The organism is Flavilitoribacter nigricans DSM 23189 = NBRC 102662 (genome assembly GCF_002646595.1).
GTDB lineage: Bacteria > Bacteroidota > Bacteroidia > Chitinophagales > Saprospiraceae > Flavilitoribacter > Flavilitoribacter nigricans.
In genome coordinates, this window is record NZ_PDUD01000056.1 from 31087 (window position 1) to 49379 (window position 18293).

An 18293-nucleotide genomic window follows, 5' to 3' on the forward strand; every position below is an offset into this window, starting at 1 on the left:
GACTCGTCACAGATTGGCTGAATTCGATCAAACGGGATTGGAATATTTGTATCGGCCTTATGGCCAACCCGGCAACTATACACTCATATTCAATCAGATACGTGTCTCGGAAGGTTTCTGACCATACTCCCGGGCGAAAGAAAGGTTAAATGTAGTGAGATAGGATTTCCGCAATGGCCGATCACTGCAGGAAAAACTGCAGAGTAGCAGAAAAACCAGGGCATACCGGCGGTTTAAAAACATGGGTCGAACGTTGCAATTGGGGTAATGAGGATTGTCTAATATCGGGAAAATTATTCTTTTCCAGATGTGTCCGCCGGATTTTCCGAATGGGAATGGAGTTTTGCGCCTGATTTACCGAAAGAATGCTTGCAAAGGGCAAGAATTTGGAGCTAAGTGGCTCATATTATGCGAGTTCGATCCTCAGAAATTCGGCGCTTCGTCCCGATTTCTGCTCAATTTTTCCTAACTTAGTGGAGAACCATTAATTTTTGAGTTAATTTTCTTGTCTAGTTGTTAGTTATTCTCTCGTACTGAATTCTTTCTATCCTACCTGCTAAATTGCTCATTTCATTTTTTACTTTTTATTATGAATATTTTTGTTGCCAGATTAAATTATGACACTCTTGAGAGTGACCTGCGCTACGCGTTTGAAGAATTTGGAGCCGTTGACTCCGTGAAGATCATTATGGATCGCTATACCGGTCGTTCCAAAGGATACGGGTTTGTGGAAATGCCGAATGACGAAGATGCCCAGGCCGCGATCAACAACCTGAACGATCAGCAATTGGACGGTCGCCAGATCGTAGTGAAAAAAGCAGAACCCCGCAAAAGCAGAAGCCGGGACCGCGGTTATGGCGGCAGTGGCGGTTACAGCGGTGGCTACAGTGGCGGCGGCTACGGAGGTGGTTACGGCCGTAACTACTAATCTCGGATGGGAATTGATCTTCCCTTTCGATAAAAATACAGTTCCCCCGGATCGGACAAACGTACCGATCCGGGGGTTCTTATTGCCGACCACTTATGATCTGCTTTGAGGCCGGCGCTGCTCTGACCGATCAGTTACCGGAAGAGCTGTCGGGCTCCTGGAGTTTGGCCACAAATCCCTCGGCCACGGCCTTGAGGTTGGGCGGCGCTTTTTCGATCCCGGCCTTGCCGTATTTCAGGGCCATTTTCCGATCCTTTTTTGCGGCGTAGGCCGAAGCCAGGCCCAGATTGACCAGGCACTCATCCACCGGATCGTTATAGCCCAGTGCATGGTATTTGTCATAAGCCTTTTGCAGGATGGTCAGCCCCTTATCCGTTTCGCCCGCATTGACTAAAGTACTGCCGTTGATGTACAATTCTCTGACGGTACCCATGGCGACGGCCTTTTTGCGGAACGTCTCAGCATCTTCCGCTTTGCCCATTTTCTCCAGTAGCCGAGCCTTGGTGTTTAGCATGGTAAAATTCCCACCAAAATACAGAATACCCCGATCGATCCATTGCAGGCCCTGTTCGAGTTCAACCTCGTTGTCCAGGCAGTAATTCGCCGCCGTGTTCAGAGTTTGCCAGACGAATCCTGTGGACTGGCCGAGCTCCTGCCGCATGTGTTCCAGAGCCACCTCGTGCGTATTCACGCCGATGGTAAAAGGGAAGCGCTTCTGTTCCCAGGCTAATTCACAAACGGCCGATTCCTTGCTGACTTCCGGGAAATAATAGGTGAGCTGATTGGTCTGGGCTCCTTCCTTCGTTTCCACTTTCACCCGGAGGGCATCTTGGCTTTCATCGTAATTAAAACTGCCCCACTGGTGGTCGTCGCGGTTAAAGATCAGGGTAGCGGTCCCGTCTTCGTGCGGAATGACATGAAAGCTGTAGCTGCCGGCCGGCAGGTCTTTTCCTTCAATCTGCACATCACTGGAAAAAGCGATTACGGTATTCTCATTCGCGCCCGCCCGCCAGGGATAGGATTTGCCGGTCATTTGATTCGGGGTGGTTTCCCAGGGTACCAGTTTACCCCAGATGGCTCCGGTACGATCCTCATCATCGAGGATCACGTTGGGCCGGGAATACTCCACCGTCACTTCGGTCAGGCCGATGGTTTGCATGATCCTTGCTTTGGGACTGGATTGCGGTACCGTGAGCTGGGCCCGGCTCAGCGGAGCGAATGAAAGTAGGGATAAAACGATCAGAAAAAAGTTTTGATAAAATGATCTCATGTTGCAGGTGATTTTTAAAAAGTCGGGTAATTACATTTCACTCCCGTAGAAGTGATCCGTTTCAAACTTAAACTTCCTGCGGGCAACCGGCCGGGCTTTTCGCCCAATCACCGGCTGGATCGATACTCAACCACTGGGGGCGTCCGGCTACTTCCGTCCGGGAAAACGGTCGTTTGACGAAAATACCGGGCGTTGGTCTAGATAGATGCGGCCAATTGGGAACAGACCGTTATTTTCGGCACCTGGTGCATAACGGTATCATGGAGGACCTGCTATTTTCGAAGAACAAATGGATAAGGCTGGGGCTGCACACGGCTTTCTGGCTGATCCATTTATTGCTTTTCACCGTGCTCTCGAATGCGCCCTTCGGCAGTGCGATCCAGGAACAACTCTTGAGCCTTCCGTTCAAAATGCTGCCGGTCTATATTGTGTTCTACGCACTTTTCCCCCGCTATCTGTTGCGGCGCAGTTATCTGCGTTTCTTTATTTTCAGTACGTTGGTGGTCATGGTATTTGCGGCGCTGCAAAGCCGGATCATGTACCTGATCCACGCCGAAACCAGCGAGGAAGCCTGGAGCTGGATGTGGGTCGTTTCGAGTATTATCCTCAACGCCTATATCCTGGCGCTCGCGCTCGCACTGAAGCTGCTCCGCTTCTGGCACCAGCGGGAAAAATACATCCAGGAGTTGAGTCACGCCCGCCTGGAAGCCGAACTTAAATTCCTTAAAGCCCAGGTCCACCCGCACTTTCTGTTCAATACGCTCAATAACTTATATACGCTAACCCTGCGCAAATCCGACCACGCCCCGGAAGTCGTCGAAAAACTATCCGACCTCTTGCGCTACATGTCCTACGATGCCAATCACCGCACTGTGCCGCTGAGCAACGAGATCGAATACCTCCGTAATTATATATCACTGGAAAAGATCCGTTACGGAGAGAAACTGGAGATTGCCTTCACCCGCTCTGACCTTACCGACGGCCTGCAGATCGCTCCGCTTATTTTGATCCCCTTTGTGGAGAATAGCTTTAAACACGGGGTCAGCGGCCGACTGACGGCCTGCTGGATCACCATCCACCTGTCGGTGCAGGGAGAGCAATTGACTTTTAAAGTAGAGAACAGCCTGCCCAGCAGCCAGGAGGATGTAATGGGCTACAAAGAGGGGATCGGCCTGAAGAACGTTAAACGACGACTGGATCTGATCTATCCGGAACGGCACGAACTGCGAGTCACCCAAAGTCCGGAAAGTCATCTGATCGTTTTAAAAATAGACCTGGGGCAGTGAATGGGCCGAATCGGGTTACACTGACCCGAAGTTTTTGACGCCCCATTCCTCCCCCGTTTTAAATGCACCCGCATGAAACTGCAATGCCTGATCGTAGACGACGAACCACTTGCCCTCGACCTGCTGGAAGGTCATATCCAGGCCATGGCGGATCTGGAACTGGCCGGACGGTGCGCCAATGCACTGGATGCCGGTGCTTTTCTCCGCCAGAAACGGGTGGATCTTCTGTTTCTCGACATCCAGATGCCGGTACTGACGGGCATCGACCTGATCAAAACCCTGCAGCACCGGCCGAAGATCATCCTCACTACGGCCTACAAGGAATATGCCTTTGATGCCTTTCAGCTGGACGCGGCGGACTATCTGTTGAAACCGATCACCTTTGCCCGTTTTCTTAAATCCATCAATAAAGTCTGCGGTCAGTTGCCGCAAACAGCCGTAACTGCGGCGGGCCCCTCCCCAATTTTCGAAGAAGCATTTGTGTATCTGAAAACCGAAAAGCGACTGGTGAAGGTTATTTTAAAGGAGATCCTGTTCATCGAAAGTATCCGGGACTACACTAAAGTGATCACGCAGGATCAACGGATCATCGCGCACCAGCGGATCAGTCAACTGGAAGAAAAACTACCCGAAGATCGCTTTTTACGGATCCATCGCTCCTATCTGATCAACCGGCTCCACGTGCAGGCTTTTTCCCCGCAATACGTTGAGATCGGGGAAAAACAGATTCCGATCGGACGGCAGTACAAGGACCGAGCACTGGCCATACTGATGGAGCATCGGCTGTGAAGGGCTTGACGGGTAATATCAGCTTGTTTTTGTGAATATTGGCCCCGGGCTTTTTATTTTGTGTTGATCTCTTCCGGATTATTCAGGCAGTAGCAGCCAGAAGACGGTACCAGTTGGACCCGGGTAAAACAGCAGTTCGAGTCCGGAAAAAACACCTGCATCCGGAACCGGCCACTTTACGGAATGCTCATCTTTTGGACGGCTTTGGTATTTGACTATTATTACATCCGGATCTAGACCGTCTTTTCTTCCCCCCGCATATTCCCTTGCACCGTTTTCGATTTTTGCTTCCGGAGATTTTTCTGATCTTTGAATAGCTGCTATCCCGGATTTTACGCCTAAATAACTCAAAACCATGCAAATCATCGATCTGTCCAAAACCATCCAGTACAACGCCGGAGATCCATTCTTTATGAAGGTGAAGATCAAGCACAAAGCCCATAAGAGTGCCCGCTGGCTGGTACGCCTGTTTGGGTTGCCCTTTCGGCTATTCCCCAAAAAGTTCAGTGGCTGGGCCGATGATGTGATCAAAAAAATGGGCGTTCACTCCACTACCCATATGGACGCGCCCTGGCATTACTCGCCCACCTGTATGGGCCAGGCCGCCAAAACGATCGATCAGGTTCCGCTGGAATGGTGCTACGGTCCCGGAGTGGTGATCGATATGGCGCATAAGGAGGATTTTGATCCCATAACGACTGCCGATATCAAAGGCTTTCTGCAGCGGGAAAATATCACCCTGGAACCGGGCATGATCGTGCTGATCAAAACGGGCCGGGATAAACTGATGGGCACCAAAGACTTCTTCTACAAAGGTACCGGCATGAGCGCCGAAGCCACCGAATGGTTGATCGGGCAGGGCATAAAAGTAATGGGGATCGACCAGTGGGGATGGGACCTCCCCCTGCCCTATCTTATCAGTGAAGCCAAGAAAAGCAACAATTCCGAATTGTTCTGGGAAGCGCATTTGGTCGGTGTAGATCACGAATACTGCCATATGGAACAATTGACGAATCTGGATGCCCTACCGACCCAGGGTTTTGAAGTCGCTGCATTCCCTTTGAAGATCAAGGGGGGCTCCGGTGCTCCGGCCAGAGTAGTTGCGTTAATCCGCGAATAATGAAACTGCCAGCTATCTTATTCATTTGCCTGCTCTTCTGCCTGGCCGGCTGCAAAAAAGAAGAAGGTTCCAGTGGTCACCCAATGCCCTGGCTGTACGGGATCTCCGAAGAGCAACGATTACTACACGATCTGTTCCGGGAGATCATCACCGATCAGGATGATTTGGGGCAGACGGGCAGTCTGGATACATTCATCATCGATAGCATTTATTGCCAACCGAATCACCAGCCGGCGAATTGCAATTATGCCCTGCTTCAATCTACCGGCGTGCAGCTGGAATTAAATACAGGCGACAAAGTGAAGCTGAAAAACGGTCGTATGCAATGGATGAACGATGATCAGCTCCTGGAATACGAACTGCTGTTGGGATCACCAGCGGACTTTAGGTACTTCGAATTTGGCGGACTGGAGAATGGCCGCATCCGTTCGTGCTGTGTTTATTCCCAGGTGATCGCCATCGATACGGTACAAAAGGTCATTGAGTTCACTTTCCCGCACAGTGAATACGGTTTTCGCTTGCGGGCGGAAGAATAAACCACAATACCCGAAAACTGAAAACATGTACTGCGCAAGGCAAACTTCCAGATCAGAAAACCGTCATTGGTTTCTAAGGTAGCGCCAAAAGCTCGTCAACCGTACGGGTCGGATGCTCCACGTAATTTCCGTCGCCATCATAGATCACTTTTAACGGGAAATAGCCCTGGGGATTATAGTAGTTGAGCAGGGGATAAAACGGGCCGCCGTAGAGATCTAATCCCCGCAATTGATCGTAGCTACCCGCGGATAACCACTCTTCGTCAAAAGCATCCGCATTCACATTGATGATCTCAATGCCGGCGGACTGCAGCTGCTCGTATCTTTCGGAAACTTCCTGGTTGAAATTTCGGCAGGGGCCGCAACTCTTCATCCAGAAATTCAATACCACGTATTTGTGGTCGGCCATCGCCTCGCGGATCTTCCGATAATTATCCGAACTATCCGTTCTGATCCGGTGGTATAATTCCCGTTGGTCGTCGGCGAATAAACTGTTCGTTTTATACATCAATGATTCCAGGTCGGGTACTGCGCATGGCTCCGCCATTAACTGATCCACCGATTTGATCAATGCATTCGCTTCCTCCGGTGAGTAATTGAATTTGGCGTATAGTCCGTCGTAGATCATGTTTAAAATAAAAGCCAGGTAAGCTACGGGGAGATCCTGCCGGACGAGCGAATCGTAGGCCTGCAGGGCATTTTTACGGTATGCCGGAATGATCTGGTGCACCAGGCTGTCCATAAACAGACTATCGTTATGATTGACCTGATACCCGATCCCTCCGCTTAGTTCCTGGAACTGCCCGTATACCGGAAGGAACTGGTCGTTATAAGTGGATTCCACGATTGGGATGTATTCCAGATCAGAATCGTCTTTTACGATCCGGATCCGCACCGTATCGTCATAATAAAAAGCATCTCTCCACATATAAGCATCCTCATAATAGACACAGATCTTCGAACGCTGGATGCAATTGGCGGTAAACTTCAGAATCGACTGTCGGGCAGTGTCACTGGCAATTTCAATACTTTCACCGTCGGCGGGAAAAATTTTGATCTTGGTAGCAACGCTGTCTGCGAAAGTAACCAGAAAGGCACTCTCTTTAGGCTGGGGGAATGCGTAAACTCCAATGAATACAAAGAGAGCGAGAGCGAGCGTTTTTTTCATTTTAAGAGCGGGTTGAGGGTTAGTTGAATACCACAAAGGAATGACTACAACATGCGAAGGTTCGCCGTTGGCGAATAGCCGTGAACAATTCTAATCCATAACTGGGAAAGTGATCGGCCGGTTCACCCGTTCCGTTAATTTTTCACTGAATGTCAAGTCATTATAGCATACTAAGTGGCGTCCGGGAATTAGAACAGGGAAACGGACATTCCAGATCAATACATGGCCAGAGCTACGCCCTTCGATGTAACCCCTCTTACAGACCTGCAAATATTTTCCCAGCTACGCTGCTGACATTCATAAGGGCATATCCCTGAAATATTTGTAGCTGCATAATCGAGATCAGGTCGGGGAAGGGCAGAGACCTGGAGGTAAAATGGCATTCCTCTATCAAGTGAGACGGCGAATTCAAAGCGCGATTTTAAGCCATCCGGTTTATGATATTTCGATTTAAAATTAGATTACAGCTTTCGAGAGCACTGAATCTCTTCACTGAAAATGCTAAAGTCGGGATTAGCTCCCCTTCTGGGTAAAATCGTTTAAGGTATGGCCATCGTAATGGTACAACTGACCATAATTGCCCCCAAACCAGATATTACCGGATGCATCTTCCGTGATAAATCTAATCTTATTGAAGGTCTTACCGTCCGCGTTGGTAAAGGCCGAGAATTTTAGTTCGCCGGCAGCATTAGGGTTGTAGATACATAATTCCCCTCTGCCGCTGCCCAGCCACAGTTTTCCCGTGCGATCTTCGAACATATTGATGATGTTCCGGCTGCACAAACCATCCACTTCCCGGAATTCGGTGAACGACCGGCCATCGTATTTTTGCAGGGTTCCCGCGCGGTTCCCCAGCATGCCCAGCCAGATGTTCCCCTCGTGGTCTTCCAGGCAGGAAAAAACCATATCGTCGCTGAGACCGTCTTCCATTGTAAACTGAGTAAAAGTCTTTCCGTCGTAGCGGCTTACCCCGCCATGGCTCATGGAGGTGAGCCAGATGTTCCCCTCCCGGTCTTCCAGCATGCTTTGGATGACGTTGCGGTGCAGGCTATCCTCGTAGAGTGATCCCTGATCCTGCAAATAGCTGGAAAACTCGTAGGTACCGGTATCCGTCTCCCGGCGGGGGTCGAAACGGTGGACTCCATTGCCCCAGGTCCCCAACCAAAGTAGTCCCTTTTGATCATTTAGTAAACAAAGTACCAGATTGGCGTTCATTCCCGGTCCCCACAGATCTTCGTTACCGTCCCAGGGAATAGGCACCGGCGTAAACGTCTGCCCGTTGTAGCGACAGAGCCCCGCATCGGTTCCGAACCATAAATCCCCCCGGTCGTCGGCCTCGATACAGGAAATATAATTGCTGCACAGACCATCCTCTACGGTATATTGCGTGAAAACCGAATCCTCCAGCCGGTAAAGCCCTTCGTTATTGGTACCAAACCACATGATCCCGTCCTGGTCCAGAAAAGCGCAGCGTACGGCATCACTCAGTTCGTAGTATTTGGGTATTTTGGTTTCCGAAACCGGTTCTGGTTCCGTTGTGGAGGGAGATTGCGCCTGACCATTACAGGAAAAAATAAGGAGGCTGATTGGGAAAAGGCCGGTAAGGATCCAGCAGCTTATTCGTAGCATAAGTTGGTGTTTGACCTGATGTAAAATTAATTTTCCCAAATATATCGGACTCCGGCTCCGGACCTCAGGGTACATTGTAAATTGATGTAAAAAGGTGTTAATGCTGACCGGACTTACCGGAAAGGGGGCAGTTAGCAGGCGAAAAAATCTAGCAGTTCGGGTCGCAGCGTGCAATAATTGGCTTAACCACTTACGATCCCAGCAATAGAATCCTTGCTACTCTTTAAATTTTGTTCTAACTTTCATTGGTACAATACGGAAACTGCAATCATTTTTTCCTTTAAATAAATACGTGCACTCTATGAACCTTCTCTTCCTAAATTTTCTACTGGCATCCACGCTCTTGCTGTTCAACACCCCCACCGCTGATCCTGGAATGTCTGCCAATCTCAAGGATTTTAAGATCGTCATCGAAAAAAACGACGGTGAGATCAAGATGAAATGCACCGAAGGCTGTGCGTGGCTGGATCTCAGTTATGAAAACAAGACCGTCGCTCAGGCCATTGATCAATACGGCATGACGGAAATCAGGAAGGAACCGGCGGTAGCCGATGAGGAACTCAGTGACTTTTTGTTCACGCTTACCAAAACTGAAACTGGCGTCTCCCTGAAAGGGATCAGGGGTACGGCCTGGCTGGAGCTGAGTTTCACACTCAAACCGGGGGAACAACAACTGATCGATCAATATGGTATGAGGGATTAGCGAATGTAGGTACGCCTGTTCCGCGATCATTTACCCATAGATCAATTCAGGAACTACCTCCCATATGCGGACAGGTAGATCAATATCCCTTTATACCACCCCCTTTTTCCTTGGAAGCAATAAATTAAAACCAGTCGCGCTATGAAAAAATTCAAGATCACTGCTATCCCGGTCATCATCAGTTTGCTGCTTTGCACTGCCGCCGGTGAGCCCGAAATGCGCTCCGAACTGCTTTCTCCCCCAACGGAAAATAAAGCTGATATCACCAAAGACCGGCATACGGCCGAGATCAACTTCTATCCCAAACCGGTTTTCCAGTTGGGTATGTTAGGCGTATTGCAACAGGAAAAGTACCGGGGCAAAGTTTTGGTGGTCGATATCTGGGGCACCTGGTGCAAACCCTGTGTTGCCCAGTTCCCTCATCTAAAAGCGGTCAAAGCGGCACTGGCGGATCAGGAGGTCGAGTACGTGTACTTCGCCAATGAAATACAAGCCCCGGTCCTGGAGAACTGGAAAAAGGTCGTGAACAGTTTCAACCTCACCGGTGATCATTATCTGACCGGTAAAGACCAGGTGTTCCAGCTCATGAAGGATATTGATCAATACTCACCCCGATTTACGTATCCCACCTACATGATCGTTAATCGGGAAGGAAAGGTCGTAGATCACGATGCTCCCAAGCCCAGTGAGGGGGACGAACTTATTAAACGGATTAGGGAGGTATTGGCGGAGGATTAATGGATAGGCAATTGAGTGATGGTTATGAGACATAAGTTTAATGATCTACAAAGGGAAAGAACGGTTGCCTTAATCATTCTGGGCAGTTTCCTGGCCGGAATACTAATTGGAAATCTGGCTGAATCTTACAGATTTTCGGACCAGAGATGGCTGTACTCTCTCGGTAAACCTCTGGGGCTATTGCTAGCGCTGGGTGCTGTCCCCGCGGCCATTGCCAATACCATAATACAGCTGAAAACATCGGCAAACACCTTACACTAGAAGGTACTCTGGATGACCATTAGCCTGCTACCATGCTTTTATTTTTTACTAACCTTTTTGGCCTAAGGATGGCTTCCGCTCTTTAAATCGTTTCGACCTATGAGTTTGGATATTATGATTGAGGTAAGGAATAAAACTGACCATTCGGTTATTCTGAACCGACAATTCGGACGGGAACTCATTAATTTTAGCGAAAGGGGCACCGGTGCCGTGCTGTGTAATATCTTAACCTACTATGGAATGCCAATAGCTCTATTCCAGGATATGAATCCCTGGGAATTCGAAAAAGTCTCCTGGGAAGAAATGCCGGAATTCGATCTATCGAGTATAAAATCGGGAATGGAGCAGGCCTGGCAATCATCCGATCGGTTACTCCGGGAACTAAACCGGCTGAAAAAACGTCTGAAAAAAGAGCCGGTAAGCAGTAAAAAATTCCGATTCGATGATCCACGCCAGCAAAGGTATTTCGGGGGTGTAGAATCGGGACCCAACACCAAAAACCTAAGTTCAGATTTTGAAAAGGATATAGAAGCGATGATCTCAATGCTCGAACGATTGGAGTCTACCGATAAGGTAAGATTTCACTACTTTTAAGTAAACTCCCCAAAGGGCTGAAGTCGAAAACTTCAGATCATACGCCCTATTAAAGTAACCACCTTGACACAAACCATCAAATACGGGATAGTCGGATTCAGCCGCAACCAATTTGACCAGCAGGCTGCCCAGCGAATTTTGCAGGACCTGTTCCAGCGGATCAGACAAAAGCACCCGTCCAAAAACATTGAGATCGTCAGTGGTTATACCAATTCGGGAGTGCCCAAAATAGCGTACGAGCTGTCCGGGCAATTCGGCTTTACGACCGTAGGTTTTTCGGCCCGGCAGGCACTGCGGGTCAGAAGCGGCGTTTATCCGGTCGATAAAGTGATCTTAAAAGGTGAACGCTTCGGTGACGAATCGAAAGATTTTATCCGTTACATCGATGCGCTGATCCGGATCGGCGGCGGTAAGCAGAGTAGGCAGGAAACCGATCTCTTCAAAACTTTACACGCAGAGAAACCGATGGGCTCCATCCTGAAGGAATATGAAGTAGACTGGTACGGAAAAAACTGACATGCCTAGAGACTGGCACCAGGCAACCCAACCTTACCAAGCAATGATCGAAAAACTAAAGGACTTTTTTCTGGGCAAAAAGGTACGCGTGACCGATCAAAAAATCGGTACATTCACTACCCGGATCAGATCGTCAGATTCTTCCGGATCACACTCCTGGGCCACGGAATTACAACTCCCCCGACAGAAGCGAACTGCGCTACTTATTGTAGAGGGTAACGCCCGGGGGCCGTTTCCCGCCCAGTTGGACGCCATTCACCAGATCATGGACAACTTGGATGAGATCCAGGAACAACTTGTCGGACAACTACCAACCGACCATCCGGAGGCTGGCAAGCTACGGGCGTGGCAGGAAAAGTGGTACCTGCAACAGATCTATCCCCTGGACGTAGACCAAAATGAGTTTGATCTGCTCTTCGAAGCCTACGATCCGGAAAACCCGGAGGTCATTTCGATGGTCTGGGCGAATGGCCAGTGTACCTGGAGCGGAGAAAGCTGACAATACTTATGCGATCAATACATCACTACAAAATGATGAAATACATCCTGATCTTTGTGATATCCCTCGGTTTTGCCTGTGCCGCAACGGGGCAGTCCTATCAGGATAAATGGATACAGGACAGTCTGAAGGTTGAAACGATCAAAGCAGCGTGCTCCGCCCGGCAGATCAGAAACCTCATTGATCTGGGAACCCAGTTGCAGGCTTTTGGTGTTGACGATCAAAGCATTTCCATTGTCCGGAGGAATTTGCAATACGGCGCGGAACACCAGATATGGTGGGTAGACTTCTTACAGACCAAATCCCAGGAATATTTTTCCCTCATCCTTTGGAATGGACAAATCATAGCTCTGGAACTGTATGAAAGTGGACTCGAGGATATCAACTTCCGACATACCGACCGGGAAAAAATGCTGGAACTCCGACAGTTGAAAGAGCAGGATTTCGGTACCATTGCGTTGAGCGACGATCTCCTGTTTCCCCTGGAAATAAAGATCTTCGGACATTGGTGCAGTATTGGTGGGGTGCCTCCAACCTACGCCCTCCGGATGTTGGATCTGGTGAATGAAAAGAATAAAGCGGTATTGAGCAACTGGCTGTTGTCATTTGATCCCGAGATCCAGGCCTACGCAACGGAAGGCTTGTACTACTTAGAGCAGGAAGGCATACCACGCAGTAGGCAGGAACTGGAACTAATAGAAAAACTGAATATGATCAGCAATACCCTGATCAAATGCGAGGGGTGTTTTTACTACGTTAAAAGAAAATTTCGGGAAGATCTGGATAAAAAGTCCCTAAAGCGAAGTTATAAAGCGTATAAAGAGAGTGGCTGGATTTACCGGGAATGATGCGGTTAGGGAGTAATCCACTCAAAACAACTCAAAGTAAAGTACAATGGAACGTACTAGAAAATTGATCAATGAGATCCGGTCGGCCTTTGCCGGAGTACAACTGGGAGACGGAGTTTCCTGGCGGGAAGCACCTATAATCGATGACTACGGCAGTGATCAGGAACGAGCAGCCGTCAGAAAGCTCGATGAAAAAGAAAATTGGGAGAACATACCTCTGGATCTGATCATTGACCTACGGTATCAATCGGTGCTCTCCTTCCTCGACGCCGAAGGCCTGCGGTTTTATCTACCGGTCTGTATGATCCATTATATCGAGGGAGACGACAGCTCCGGCTCGGCGGTTGTTGCCTCTTTACCGTCTCAGCTAGCCAGTCGGGAAACCAGTAAGGAATTAATCCCTCTGCTGAGTAAAGATCAAATCGCCTGCGTACGGTCCTTTTTGCAGTCGCACGTCGAAGGCAGCGGCTATTCTCCAAAACGGGAAGCGATCCGGCAATCCATCAAGGATCACTGGACCTAAAAAGGTTAATGGGATGGCATCCGGCCGACTAAACGCGAATCGGGATTTGTTCACCTGATTGGCGCTGATTAATTTAGTCCTAAAAGCTTATGTCTCGTCTCGCGCTCTTCGGATTATTGCTCCTGGCATTTTGGGCCTGTCAGCAAGTAACGGATGACGGATTGCCTTCCGTTCCCTGCGAGGTCGTCCCATCCGATACGCTCCTCGCCGGCCGCCTATCCGAAAATGTCTGCGGGACCTTGCAGGAACTCCTGCTGGAAGTTCCCAATCCCGATCGCGGGGATTCCACCAAACTGAATCTGGATATCAACCTGGACGGTGTGGCGGATTTTGAATTTATGGCCACCCTTTCCTATTCCCCCTCGCACTACCGGCCGGGTTTGTTTCTACGGGCGCTCCATGACCGCGCCTTCTTTGGGCTATTCCAGCGGGAATACAGCATGTGCCACCTGCTTTACGGCCCCTACGAAGGAAAGGTACTGGAAGATTGCCGGGAAAATTGCAGCGACTTTTCTCCGGAAGATCTTGCTGTAGATCACGACACCGTTTTTTACGCCGGCCGGGTGCGCTACGTAGAAGGCCTGGAAGCAGAATCCGTGATCGATGACCACCTCCTTTGGGAACAGTTCCGTACTCCCTTCACGAAACCCAAACCCAACCCCGGCGCCAAGGACTGCCTCGAGGAAGTGGCCGGATTACAAGACAAATGGACCCGGGAAAAGATATTGTATATTCCTATCAAATTGGTGGACGATCAGGGTGTGCCGCTGCTGGGCTGGGTCCGGTGTCAACACGATGGTAGCCGGAATCCGGTTTTTGAGAGTTATTTGCAGGTGCGGTAGGGGGAGTTTAAGCATGACTGTCAAGGCTTTATCAGGGAACACCCCATTCACTAAATAAACGAGTTTATTGTCCCTTTAAAAACAAAAAAATGGGATTCGGATTCGCGCTATTCATCGTTTTCATCATTCTCCCATTTACGGGAATACTGCTGTTAGCCTGGCTGCTCTCGGGCAAGCTCCTGTTTGGCAAAATGCTGCGGCAGATCTGGCTTGGAATTTTTGGACTGGTATTTTTCTTGGGAATAGTGCGTTGGCTGACGGCAAAAACAGAATTGGATAAAGAAGATTACTACGGAAAATATGTCATTAACCGAACCTATTTTCCTGGGAAACAATCAGCTTGGCAATACGATCATTTTCGTTTTGAAATAACCGAGCAGGACTCCATTTTTTTCTATCTTACCGATCAGGACAAAATATTAAAAACGTACCGTGGGACCATCAGGACAACCGATCCCGGAAACCATCCCTCGGACCGACTGATCATCGAAATGGAACAGCCGACCCACCACATTCTGACCAGCAATCCGACCACCTACCGAAGTAACTGGAGTTTCTATCTGGTGTTTTGGTCACCAAAATTTCACAACGTATTTTTCAAAAAAGGAAGATGGTAATTAACCACCTGCATCTACCCACGGAACTCATTCGGGACGTTAAAAATGGTGATTGGACCGAAGGACAGTTTGACCGCCAGATCCGAAGTTTGCTGGAAAACTACAACATCAATTTAGATCTGGACATCCATTATTACGACGGGGCGACAATGCTTAGCGAAACGAATGCTTTTTCCCGAATTGAGTTTCAGGATAAGGAGCAATTTGAGCTGCTGCTTGGAGCGCGTAGCACTAAAGCTGAAGATCGCACGATCGATCCCCGAAGGATCATATTGATCGCAGATTTTGGACTGGGTTCCGATCAACCCATTGGCCTTGATTACCGAAGAAATCCGGATGAACCGGAAGTCTGGTGCCTGATCTGGCCGGAGAATAAGCAAAAGAATTACTGGACCCGAATAGCTACGAGTTACGGTAATTTTAAGCGTGGGAAAATGTAAAGCGCGGTGAAATACTCACGCACGACCGCTGGTTTTCCCCATCAAAACAGCTGCCGACTTCCAGTCAGGAACTTCCGCCGACTGGAAGTCGGCGGTACTGATTATCTTTGCGCCCCTATGAATGAATATTTCAAGTCGGTCATTCTGCAAAGCACCGGAGCATCTTCTCTAACGGTCCAGGAGACGATCCAGGAATTGTGGAGTGGATACGGAAAGATCATGCGGGTCGGATTGGAGAACGCTGCGGTCGAAAGTGTAGTTGTGAAACACGTGCAGCTCCCCGGAACGAAGGCCCATCCCCGCGGCTGGAATACGGATATCGGCCACCAGCGAAAGGTAAAATCCTATACCGTAGAAACGACCTGGTACGCTACTTACAGTTCGGACAGCGCGGCCCGGCTGCCGCAGTGCCTGGCTGTAGAAACGCAAAACGACGAGGTACTGATGGTGCTCGAAGATCTGGATGCAGCGGGCTATCCCCTGCGCAAGCGTACGGTCGGTTGGGGAGACATAGCTTCCTGCCTGGCCTGGCTGGCCCAATTCCACGCAAGCTACCTGGGAAAAACTCCGGACGGACTTTGGGAAGTCGGTACCTACTGGCATCTGGCAACGAGGCCCCAGGAACTGGCTGTACTGGGGGATGCCCGCTTACGGGCCGCGGCTCCGGCCATTGACGAAAAACTGAACAACTGTGAATACCAAACCTTCGTGCACGGAGACGCCAAGCTGGCCAACTTCTGCTTTGCTCACGACGGAGGGGTGGCCGGGGTTGATTTTCAGTACGTTGGTGGCGGATGCGGGATAAAGGATGTGGCCTACTTTATCGGCAGTTGTTTGGACGAAAGGGAGTGTGAACGCTTAGAAGCACAGATCCTGGATACTTATTTCGAGCACTTACAAGCTGCAATTGGGGCCAGAAACGACGCCCTGGAGCAGGAATGGCGGTCACTGTACCGGGTAGCCTGGGCGGATTTTCATCGGTTCCTGAAAGGTTGGAGTCCGGGTCACTGGAAGATTAACAGTTATAGTGAACGGGTAACGGCAGCAGTGATCAATAGTTTATAACATGGACCTTTTACAACTTAACGATATCGCGATCAAAGCAGCGCTCGCTGCCGGAAAAGTCATTCGGCATTATACGGACGATGACGTAACGGTGGAAAAAAAGACGGGTGGGACAAGTTACGCCTCCCAGGTGGTAACTGTCGTCGACAAAGCCTGCGAAACCATTATTCTGGAACACCTGCGTCCTACCTTTGACGCGTTCGATCTGGCCCTGCTGTCGGAAGAGACCGAGGATGATGGCAGTCGGTTCGAAAAAGATTACTTCTGGTGCATCGATCCCATGGACGGAACGCTGGCTTTTATCAATAAACAGCCGGGCTTTTCGGTAGCGATCGCGTTGATCGCCCGGGACGGCAGCCCGGTTATTGGCGTGGTGTACGATCCCAGTACGGACAACTTGTACCATGCGGTCCGGGGCCATGGAGCTTACAAAAATGAGGCACCCTGGGTAATTAAGCCGGCCAATGATCATCTGAGCTACTGTACCGACCGACGTCTGCACGATACGCCCCGTGCGGACGAAATTGAAGAGCTGCTATACGAATATGTCGAGCAATTCAATTTGAAGGGCGTCCGGGAAATCGCCGGAGCGGGTTCCGTTTTGAATGGCATTCTGGTGCTGGAGAACGGTCCGGCCTGTATGTTAAAGTTCCCGAAAAAGGAACGCGGCGGAGGCAGCATCTGGGACTATGCGGCTACGGCCTGCATCTATCAGGAACTGGGGCTACCGGCCACCAATTTTGCGGGCGGTAAACTGGATCTGAACAAGAAAGATGGCACTTTTATGAACCACCAGGGCGTCTTTTACAAGAATTTAATCACCCCCGGATAATTGGCTATCCTACTGTCACTCGCCACCCTTGCCAAAAAATGCCAATTGAAAAACCACCGTCCAATTTTTAGCAATAGGCACCATCCCCCAGTCTCCCCTTCCCCGAGTCTCCGAGTCTCCCCGTCCCCCACTCTCCCCTTCTCCCACTCCCGTCTCCAAGGCACTCTTCCAAAAACCAAAACCCAATTCCAAAAAAAAAGTTAGAGCCAAAATTTGCGCAAGCAAAAACTTGCACATATATTTGCAAGTAATTACTTGCGTATTCAAACAAAAACAGCATGAGGAGAGATGTATTCAACGCCATTTCCGATCCCACGCGGAGGAGCATACTGATGTCATTAACTACCGAGCCCAAAAATGTAAACACACTGGCCGATAGTTTTTCAATGACCCGTCAGGCCGTTTCCCTGCATGTAAAATACCTGCAGGAATGCGGGGTGATCACGATCAAAAAAGTGGGTAGAGAACGCTATTGCAAACTGGAAGCGCAAGAGTTAGCACAGGTGGCAGACTGGCTGGAACCGTTCCGGGATCTGTGGAACAGCCGACTGGACCGGCTGGATAATCTCCTGGATGAATTACAGGGAAAGTCAAAACCAAAATCAAAATCAAAATAAAGTGGAAGACATCAGCCAAAGAACGATGGAGATCACCAGAACCTTCGAAGCTCCCGTCGAACTGCTCTGGAAAGTCCTGACCACCCCGGAATACATCAAGATCTGGTGGGGACCGGAGGGGTTTACCAATACCATCCGGAAAATGGAGGTCCGGAAAGGTGGGGAATGGGAATTCACCATGCACGGGCCGGACGGTACCGACTTCGTGAATACCTTTCACTATTTGGAAGTAACGCCTAAGGAAAATATTGTTATGGAACACCGACAACATCCAAAGTTCATCATTACCGTCCGGTTATTTTCCGAAGGTGACCGCACCAAAGTGATCTGGCAGAATATCTTTGATTCGGTGCCCACCATGGAAGAAGCCATCCGAGCTTTCCAAGTCGATGTGGGTCTCGTGCAGAACATGGAGCGACTTGGACAGTATCTGCAACAACAACAACAGACGTGAACTGGTCCAAACGGATCA

Annotated in this window: 23 protein-coding genes; 19 read left to right on the forward strand and 4 right to left on the reverse strand. The window is 49.6% G+C overall.

What is annotated here, in order from left to right; translation table 11 throughout:
• Positions 1 to 589 precede the first annotated feature (589 nt).
• On the forward strand, positions 590 to 928 hold the full coding sequence (locus CRP01_RS37440) for an RNA recognition motif domain-containing protein (protein WP_099155226.1): 339 nt from the start codon (positions 590 to 592) through the stop codon (positions 926 to 928).
• A gap of 130 nt (positions 929 to 1058) precedes the next feature.
• Here the strand turns inward: CRP01_RS37440 and CRP01_RS37445 are convergent, their stop codons facing one another.
• Positions 1059 to 2198, reverse strand: a complete 1140-nt coding sequence (locus CRP01_RS37445) for a DUF2911 domain-containing protein (protein ID WP_099155227.1) — start codon at positions 2196 to 2198, stop codon at positions 1059 to 1061.
• Positions 2199 to 2458: 260 nt separating this feature from the next.
• Here CRP01_RS37445 and CRP01_RS37450 point away from each other — a divergent pair, with 260 nt between their 5' ends.
• Together CRP01_RS37450 and CRP01_RS37455 are read left to right on the forward strand one after the other, a co-directional pair.
• Positions 2459 to 3484: a sensor histidine kinase gene (locus CRP01_RS37450; RefSeq protein WP_143473710.1), complete on the forward strand. Its 1026-nt coding sequence runs from the start codon at positions 2459 to 2461 to the stop codon at positions 3482 to 3484.
• 72 nt (positions 3485 to 3556) lie between these two features.
• The gene (locus tag CRP01_RS37455; protein WP_099155229.1) at positions 3557 to 4273 is read left to right on the forward strand and encodes a LytR/AlgR family response regulator transcription factor; all 717 of its coding nucleotides are present in this window, start codon (positions 3557 to 3559) and stop codon (positions 4271 to 4273) included.
• Between the two features lie 78 nt (positions 4274 to 4351).
• On the opposite strand, the gene CRP01_RS42055 is transcribed toward CRP01_RS37455, so the two are convergent.
• On the reverse strand, positions 4352 to 4630 hold the full coding sequence (locus CRP01_RS42055; protein ID WP_143473711.1) for a hypothetical protein: 279 nt from the start codon (positions 4628 to 4630) through the stop codon (positions 4352 to 4354).
• Between CRP01_RS42055 and CRP01_RS37460 the strand changes: the two genes are divergently transcribed.
• Both CRP01_RS37460 and CRP01_RS37465 read left to right on the forward strand, forming a co-directional pair.
• Entirely contained in the window at positions 4629 to 5393 is a 765-nt protein-coding gene (locus CRP01_RS37460; RefSeq protein WP_099155230.1) for a cyclase family protein, read from the forward strand. The genes CRP01_RS42055 and CRP01_RS37460 overlap by 2 nt on opposite strands.
• A complete protein-coding gene (locus CRP01_RS37465; protein ID WP_099155231.1) occupies positions 5393 to 5929 on the forward strand; it encodes a hypothetical protein in 537 nt (178 codons plus the stop codon). Before CRP01_RS37460 ends, CRP01_RS37465 begins: the two co-directional genes overlap by 1 nt.
• A 73-nt stretch (positions 5930 to 6002) precedes the next feature.
• On the opposite strand, the gene CRP01_RS37470 is transcribed toward CRP01_RS37465, so the two are convergent.
• Positions 6003 to 7097 (reverse strand): thioredoxin family protein, encoded by a 1095-nt coding sequence (locus CRP01_RS37470; RefSeq protein WP_099155232.1) that lies wholly within the window; start codon positions 7095 to 7097, stop codon positions 6003 to 6005.
• Between the two features lie 513 nt (positions 7098 to 7610).
• Positions 7611 to 8726 (reverse strand): ligand-binding sensor domain-containing protein, encoded by a 1116-nt coding sequence (locus CRP01_RS37475; RefSeq protein ID WP_170110717.1) that lies wholly within the window; start codon positions 8724 to 8726, stop codon positions 7611 to 7613.
• 301 nt (positions 8727 to 9027) lie between these two features.
• Between CRP01_RS37475 and CRP01_RS37480 the strand changes: the two genes are divergently transcribed.
• From CRP01_RS37480 to CRP01_RS37555, 14 genes are all read left to right on the forward strand, one after another.
• Positions 9028 to 9429 (forward strand): hypothetical protein, encoded by a 402-nt coding sequence (locus tag CRP01_RS37480; RefSeq protein ID WP_099155234.1) that lies wholly within the window; start codon positions 9028 to 9030, stop codon positions 9427 to 9429.
• A gap of 141 nt (positions 9430 to 9570) precedes the next feature.
• On the forward strand, positions 9571 to 10167 hold the full coding sequence (locus tag CRP01_RS37485) for a TlpA family protein disulfide reductase (RefSeq protein ID WP_099155235.1): 597 nt from the start codon (positions 9571 to 9573) through the stop codon (positions 10165 to 10167).
• A gap of 501 nt (positions 10168 to 10668) precedes the next feature.
• Entirely contained in the window at positions 10669 to 11022 is a 354-nt protein-coding gene (locus CRP01_RS37495; RefSeq protein ID WP_143473712.1) for a hypothetical protein, read from the forward strand.
• 63 nt (positions 11023 to 11085) lie between these two features.
• Positions 11086 to 11538, forward strand: coding sequence for a hypothetical protein (locus CRP01_RS37500; protein WP_099155238.1), 453 nt, complete (start codon positions 11086 to 11088; stop codon positions 11536 to 11538).
• A 43-nt stretch (positions 11539 to 11581) separates the two neighbouring features.
• A complete protein-coding gene (locus CRP01_RS37505) occupies positions 11582 to 12037 on the forward strand; it encodes a hypothetical protein (RefSeq protein ID WP_099155239.1) in 456 nt (151 codons plus the stop codon).
• 8 nt (positions 12038 to 12045) lie between these two features.
• The gene (locus CRP01_RS37510; RefSeq protein WP_143473714.1) at positions 12046 to 12885 is read left to right on the forward strand and encodes a hypothetical protein; all 840 of its coding nucleotides are present in this window, start codon (positions 12046 to 12048) and stop codon (positions 12883 to 12885) included.
• Positions 12886 to 12931: 46 nt separating this feature from the next.
• Entirely contained in the window at positions 12932 to 13408 is a 477-nt protein-coding gene (locus tag CRP01_RS37515) for a DUF6714 family protein (protein WP_099155241.1), read from the forward strand.
• Positions 13409 to 13497: 89 nt separating this feature from the next.
• Positions 13498 to 14250 carry a hypothetical protein gene (locus CRP01_RS37520; RefSeq protein ID WP_143473715.1) on the forward strand — a complete coding sequence of 251 codons (753 nt, stop codon included), beginning with the start codon at positions 13498 to 13500 and terminating at the stop codon, positions 14248 to 14250.
• Positions 14251 to 14339: 89 nt separating this feature from the next.
• Positions 14340 to 14867 carry a hypothetical protein gene (locus tag CRP01_RS37525; protein WP_099155243.1) on the forward strand — a complete coding sequence of 176 codons (528 nt, stop codon included), beginning with the start codon at positions 14340 to 14342 and terminating at the stop codon, positions 14865 to 14867.
• Complete coding sequence (locus tag CRP01_RS37530; RefSeq protein ID WP_099155244.1) at positions 14861 to 15307, forward strand: hypothetical protein; 447 nt, start codon at positions 14861 to 14863, stop codon at positions 15305 to 15307. The genes CRP01_RS37525 and CRP01_RS37530 overlap by 7 nt, the downstream gene beginning before the upstream one ends.
• Before the next feature lie 117 nt (positions 15308 to 15424).
• On the forward strand, positions 15425 to 16372 hold the full coding sequence (locus CRP01_RS37535; protein ID WP_099155245.1) for a phosphotransferase: 948 nt from the start codon (positions 15425 to 15427) through the stop codon (positions 16370 to 16372).
• A gap of 1 nt (position 16373) precedes the next feature.
• A complete protein-coding gene (locus CRP01_RS37540) occupies positions 16374 to 17204 on the forward strand; it encodes a 3'(2'),5'-bisphosphate nucleotidase CysQ family protein (RefSeq protein ID WP_099155246.1) in 831 nt (276 codons plus the stop codon).
• 278 nt (positions 17205 to 17482) lie between these two features.
• Positions 17483 to 17821 (forward strand): ArsR/SmtB family transcription factor, encoded by a 339-nt coding sequence (locus CRP01_RS37550; protein WP_099155248.1) that lies wholly within the window; start codon positions 17483 to 17485, stop codon positions 17819 to 17821.
• Between the two features lies 1 nt (position 17822).
• Complete coding sequence (locus CRP01_RS37555; RefSeq protein WP_170110718.1) at positions 17823 to 18275, forward strand: SRPBCC domain-containing protein; 453 nt, start codon at positions 17823 to 17825, stop codon at positions 18273 to 18275.
• The last annotated feature ends 18 nt before the right edge of the window (positions 18276 to 18293 follow it).

What these genes read in the sequence shown, in the direction of transcription:
- CRP01_RS37505 (WP_099155239.1), top strand. Translation starts at nt 11,582, where the DNA reads ATGATCGAAAAACTAAAGGACTTTTTTCTGGGCAAAAAGGTACGCGTG.
- CRP01_RS37495 (WP_143473712.1), top strand. Translation starts at nt 10,669, where the DNA reads ATGCCAATAGCTCTATTCCAGGATATGAATCCCTGGGAATTCGAAAAA.
- CRP01_RS37550 (WP_099155248.1), top strand. Translation starts at nt 17,483, where the DNA reads ATGAGGAGAGATGTATTCAACGCCATTTCCGATCCCACGCGGAGGAGC.
- CRP01_RS37440 (WP_099155226.1), top strand. Translation starts at nt 590, where the DNA reads ATGAATATTTTTGTTGCCAGATTAAATTATGACACTCTTGAGAGTGAC.
- CRP01_RS37470 (WP_099155232.1), bottom strand. Translation starts at nt 7,097, where the DNA reads ATGAAAAAAACGCTCGCTCTCGCTCTCTTTGTATTCATTGGAGTTTAC.
- CRP01_RS37465 (WP_099155231.1), top strand. Translation starts at nt 5,393, where the DNA reads ATGAAACTGCCAGCTATCTTATTCATTTGCCTGCTCTTCTGCCTGGCC.
- CRP01_RS37455 (WP_099155229.1), top strand. Translation starts at nt 3,557, where the DNA reads ATGAAACTGCAATGCCTGATCGTAGACGACGAACCACTTGCCCTCGAC.
- CRP01_RS37480 (WP_099155234.1), top strand. Translation starts at nt 9,028, where the DNA reads ATGAACCTTCTCTTCCTAAATTTTCTACTGGCATCCACGCTCTTGCTG.
- CRP01_RS37515 (WP_099155241.1), top strand. Translation starts at nt 12,932, where the DNA reads ATGGAACGTACTAGAAAATTGATCAATGAGATCCGGTCGGCCTTTGCC.
- CRP01_RS37535 (WP_099155245.1), top strand. Translation starts at nt 15,425, where the DNA reads ATGAATGAATATTTCAAGTCGGTCATTCTGCAAAGCACCGGAGCATCT.
- CRP01_RS37525 (WP_099155243.1), top strand. Translation starts at nt 14,340, where the DNA reads ATGGGATTCGGATTCGCGCTATTCATCGTTTTCATCATTCTCCCATTT.
- CRP01_RS37450 (WP_143473710.1), top strand. Translation starts at nt 2,459, where the DNA reads ATGGAGGACCTGCTATTTTCGAAGAACAAATGGATAAGGCTGGGGCTG.
- CRP01_RS37445 (WP_099155227.1), bottom strand. Translation starts at nt 2,198, where the DNA reads ATGAGATCATTTTATCAAAACTTTTTTCTGATCGTTTTATCCCTACTT.
- CRP01_RS37460 (WP_099155230.1), top strand. Translation starts at nt 4,629, where the DNA reads ATGCAAATCATCGATCTGTCCAAAACCATCCAGTACAACGCCGGAGAT.
- CRP01_RS42055 (WP_143473711.1), bottom strand. Translation starts at nt 4,630, where the DNA reads ATGGTTTTGAGTTATTTAGGCGTAAAATCCGGGATAGCAGCTATTCAA.
- CRP01_RS37485 (WP_099155235.1), top strand. Translation starts at nt 9,571, where the DNA reads ATGAAAAAATTCAAGATCACTGCTATCCCGGTCATCATCAGTTTGCTG.
- CRP01_RS37530 (WP_099155244.1), top strand. Translation starts at nt 14,861, where the DNA reads ATGGTAATTAACCACCTGCATCTACCCACGGAACTCATTCGGGACGTT.
- CRP01_RS37475 (WP_170110717.1), bottom strand. Translation starts at nt 8,726, where the DNA reads ATGCTACGAATAAGCTGCTGGATCCTTACCGGCCTTTTCCCAATCAGC.
- CRP01_RS37520 (WP_143473715.1), top strand. Translation starts at nt 13,498, where the DNA reads ATGTCTCGTCTCGCGCTCTTCGGATTATTGCTCCTGGCATTTTGGGCC.
- CRP01_RS37510 (WP_143473714.1), top strand. Translation starts at nt 12,046, where the DNA reads ATGCGATCAATACATCACTACAAAATGATGAAATACATCCTGATCTTT.
- CRP01_RS37540 (WP_099155246.1), top strand. Translation starts at nt 16,374, where the DNA reads ATGGACCTTTTACAACTTAACGATATCGCGATCAAAGCAGCGCTCGCT.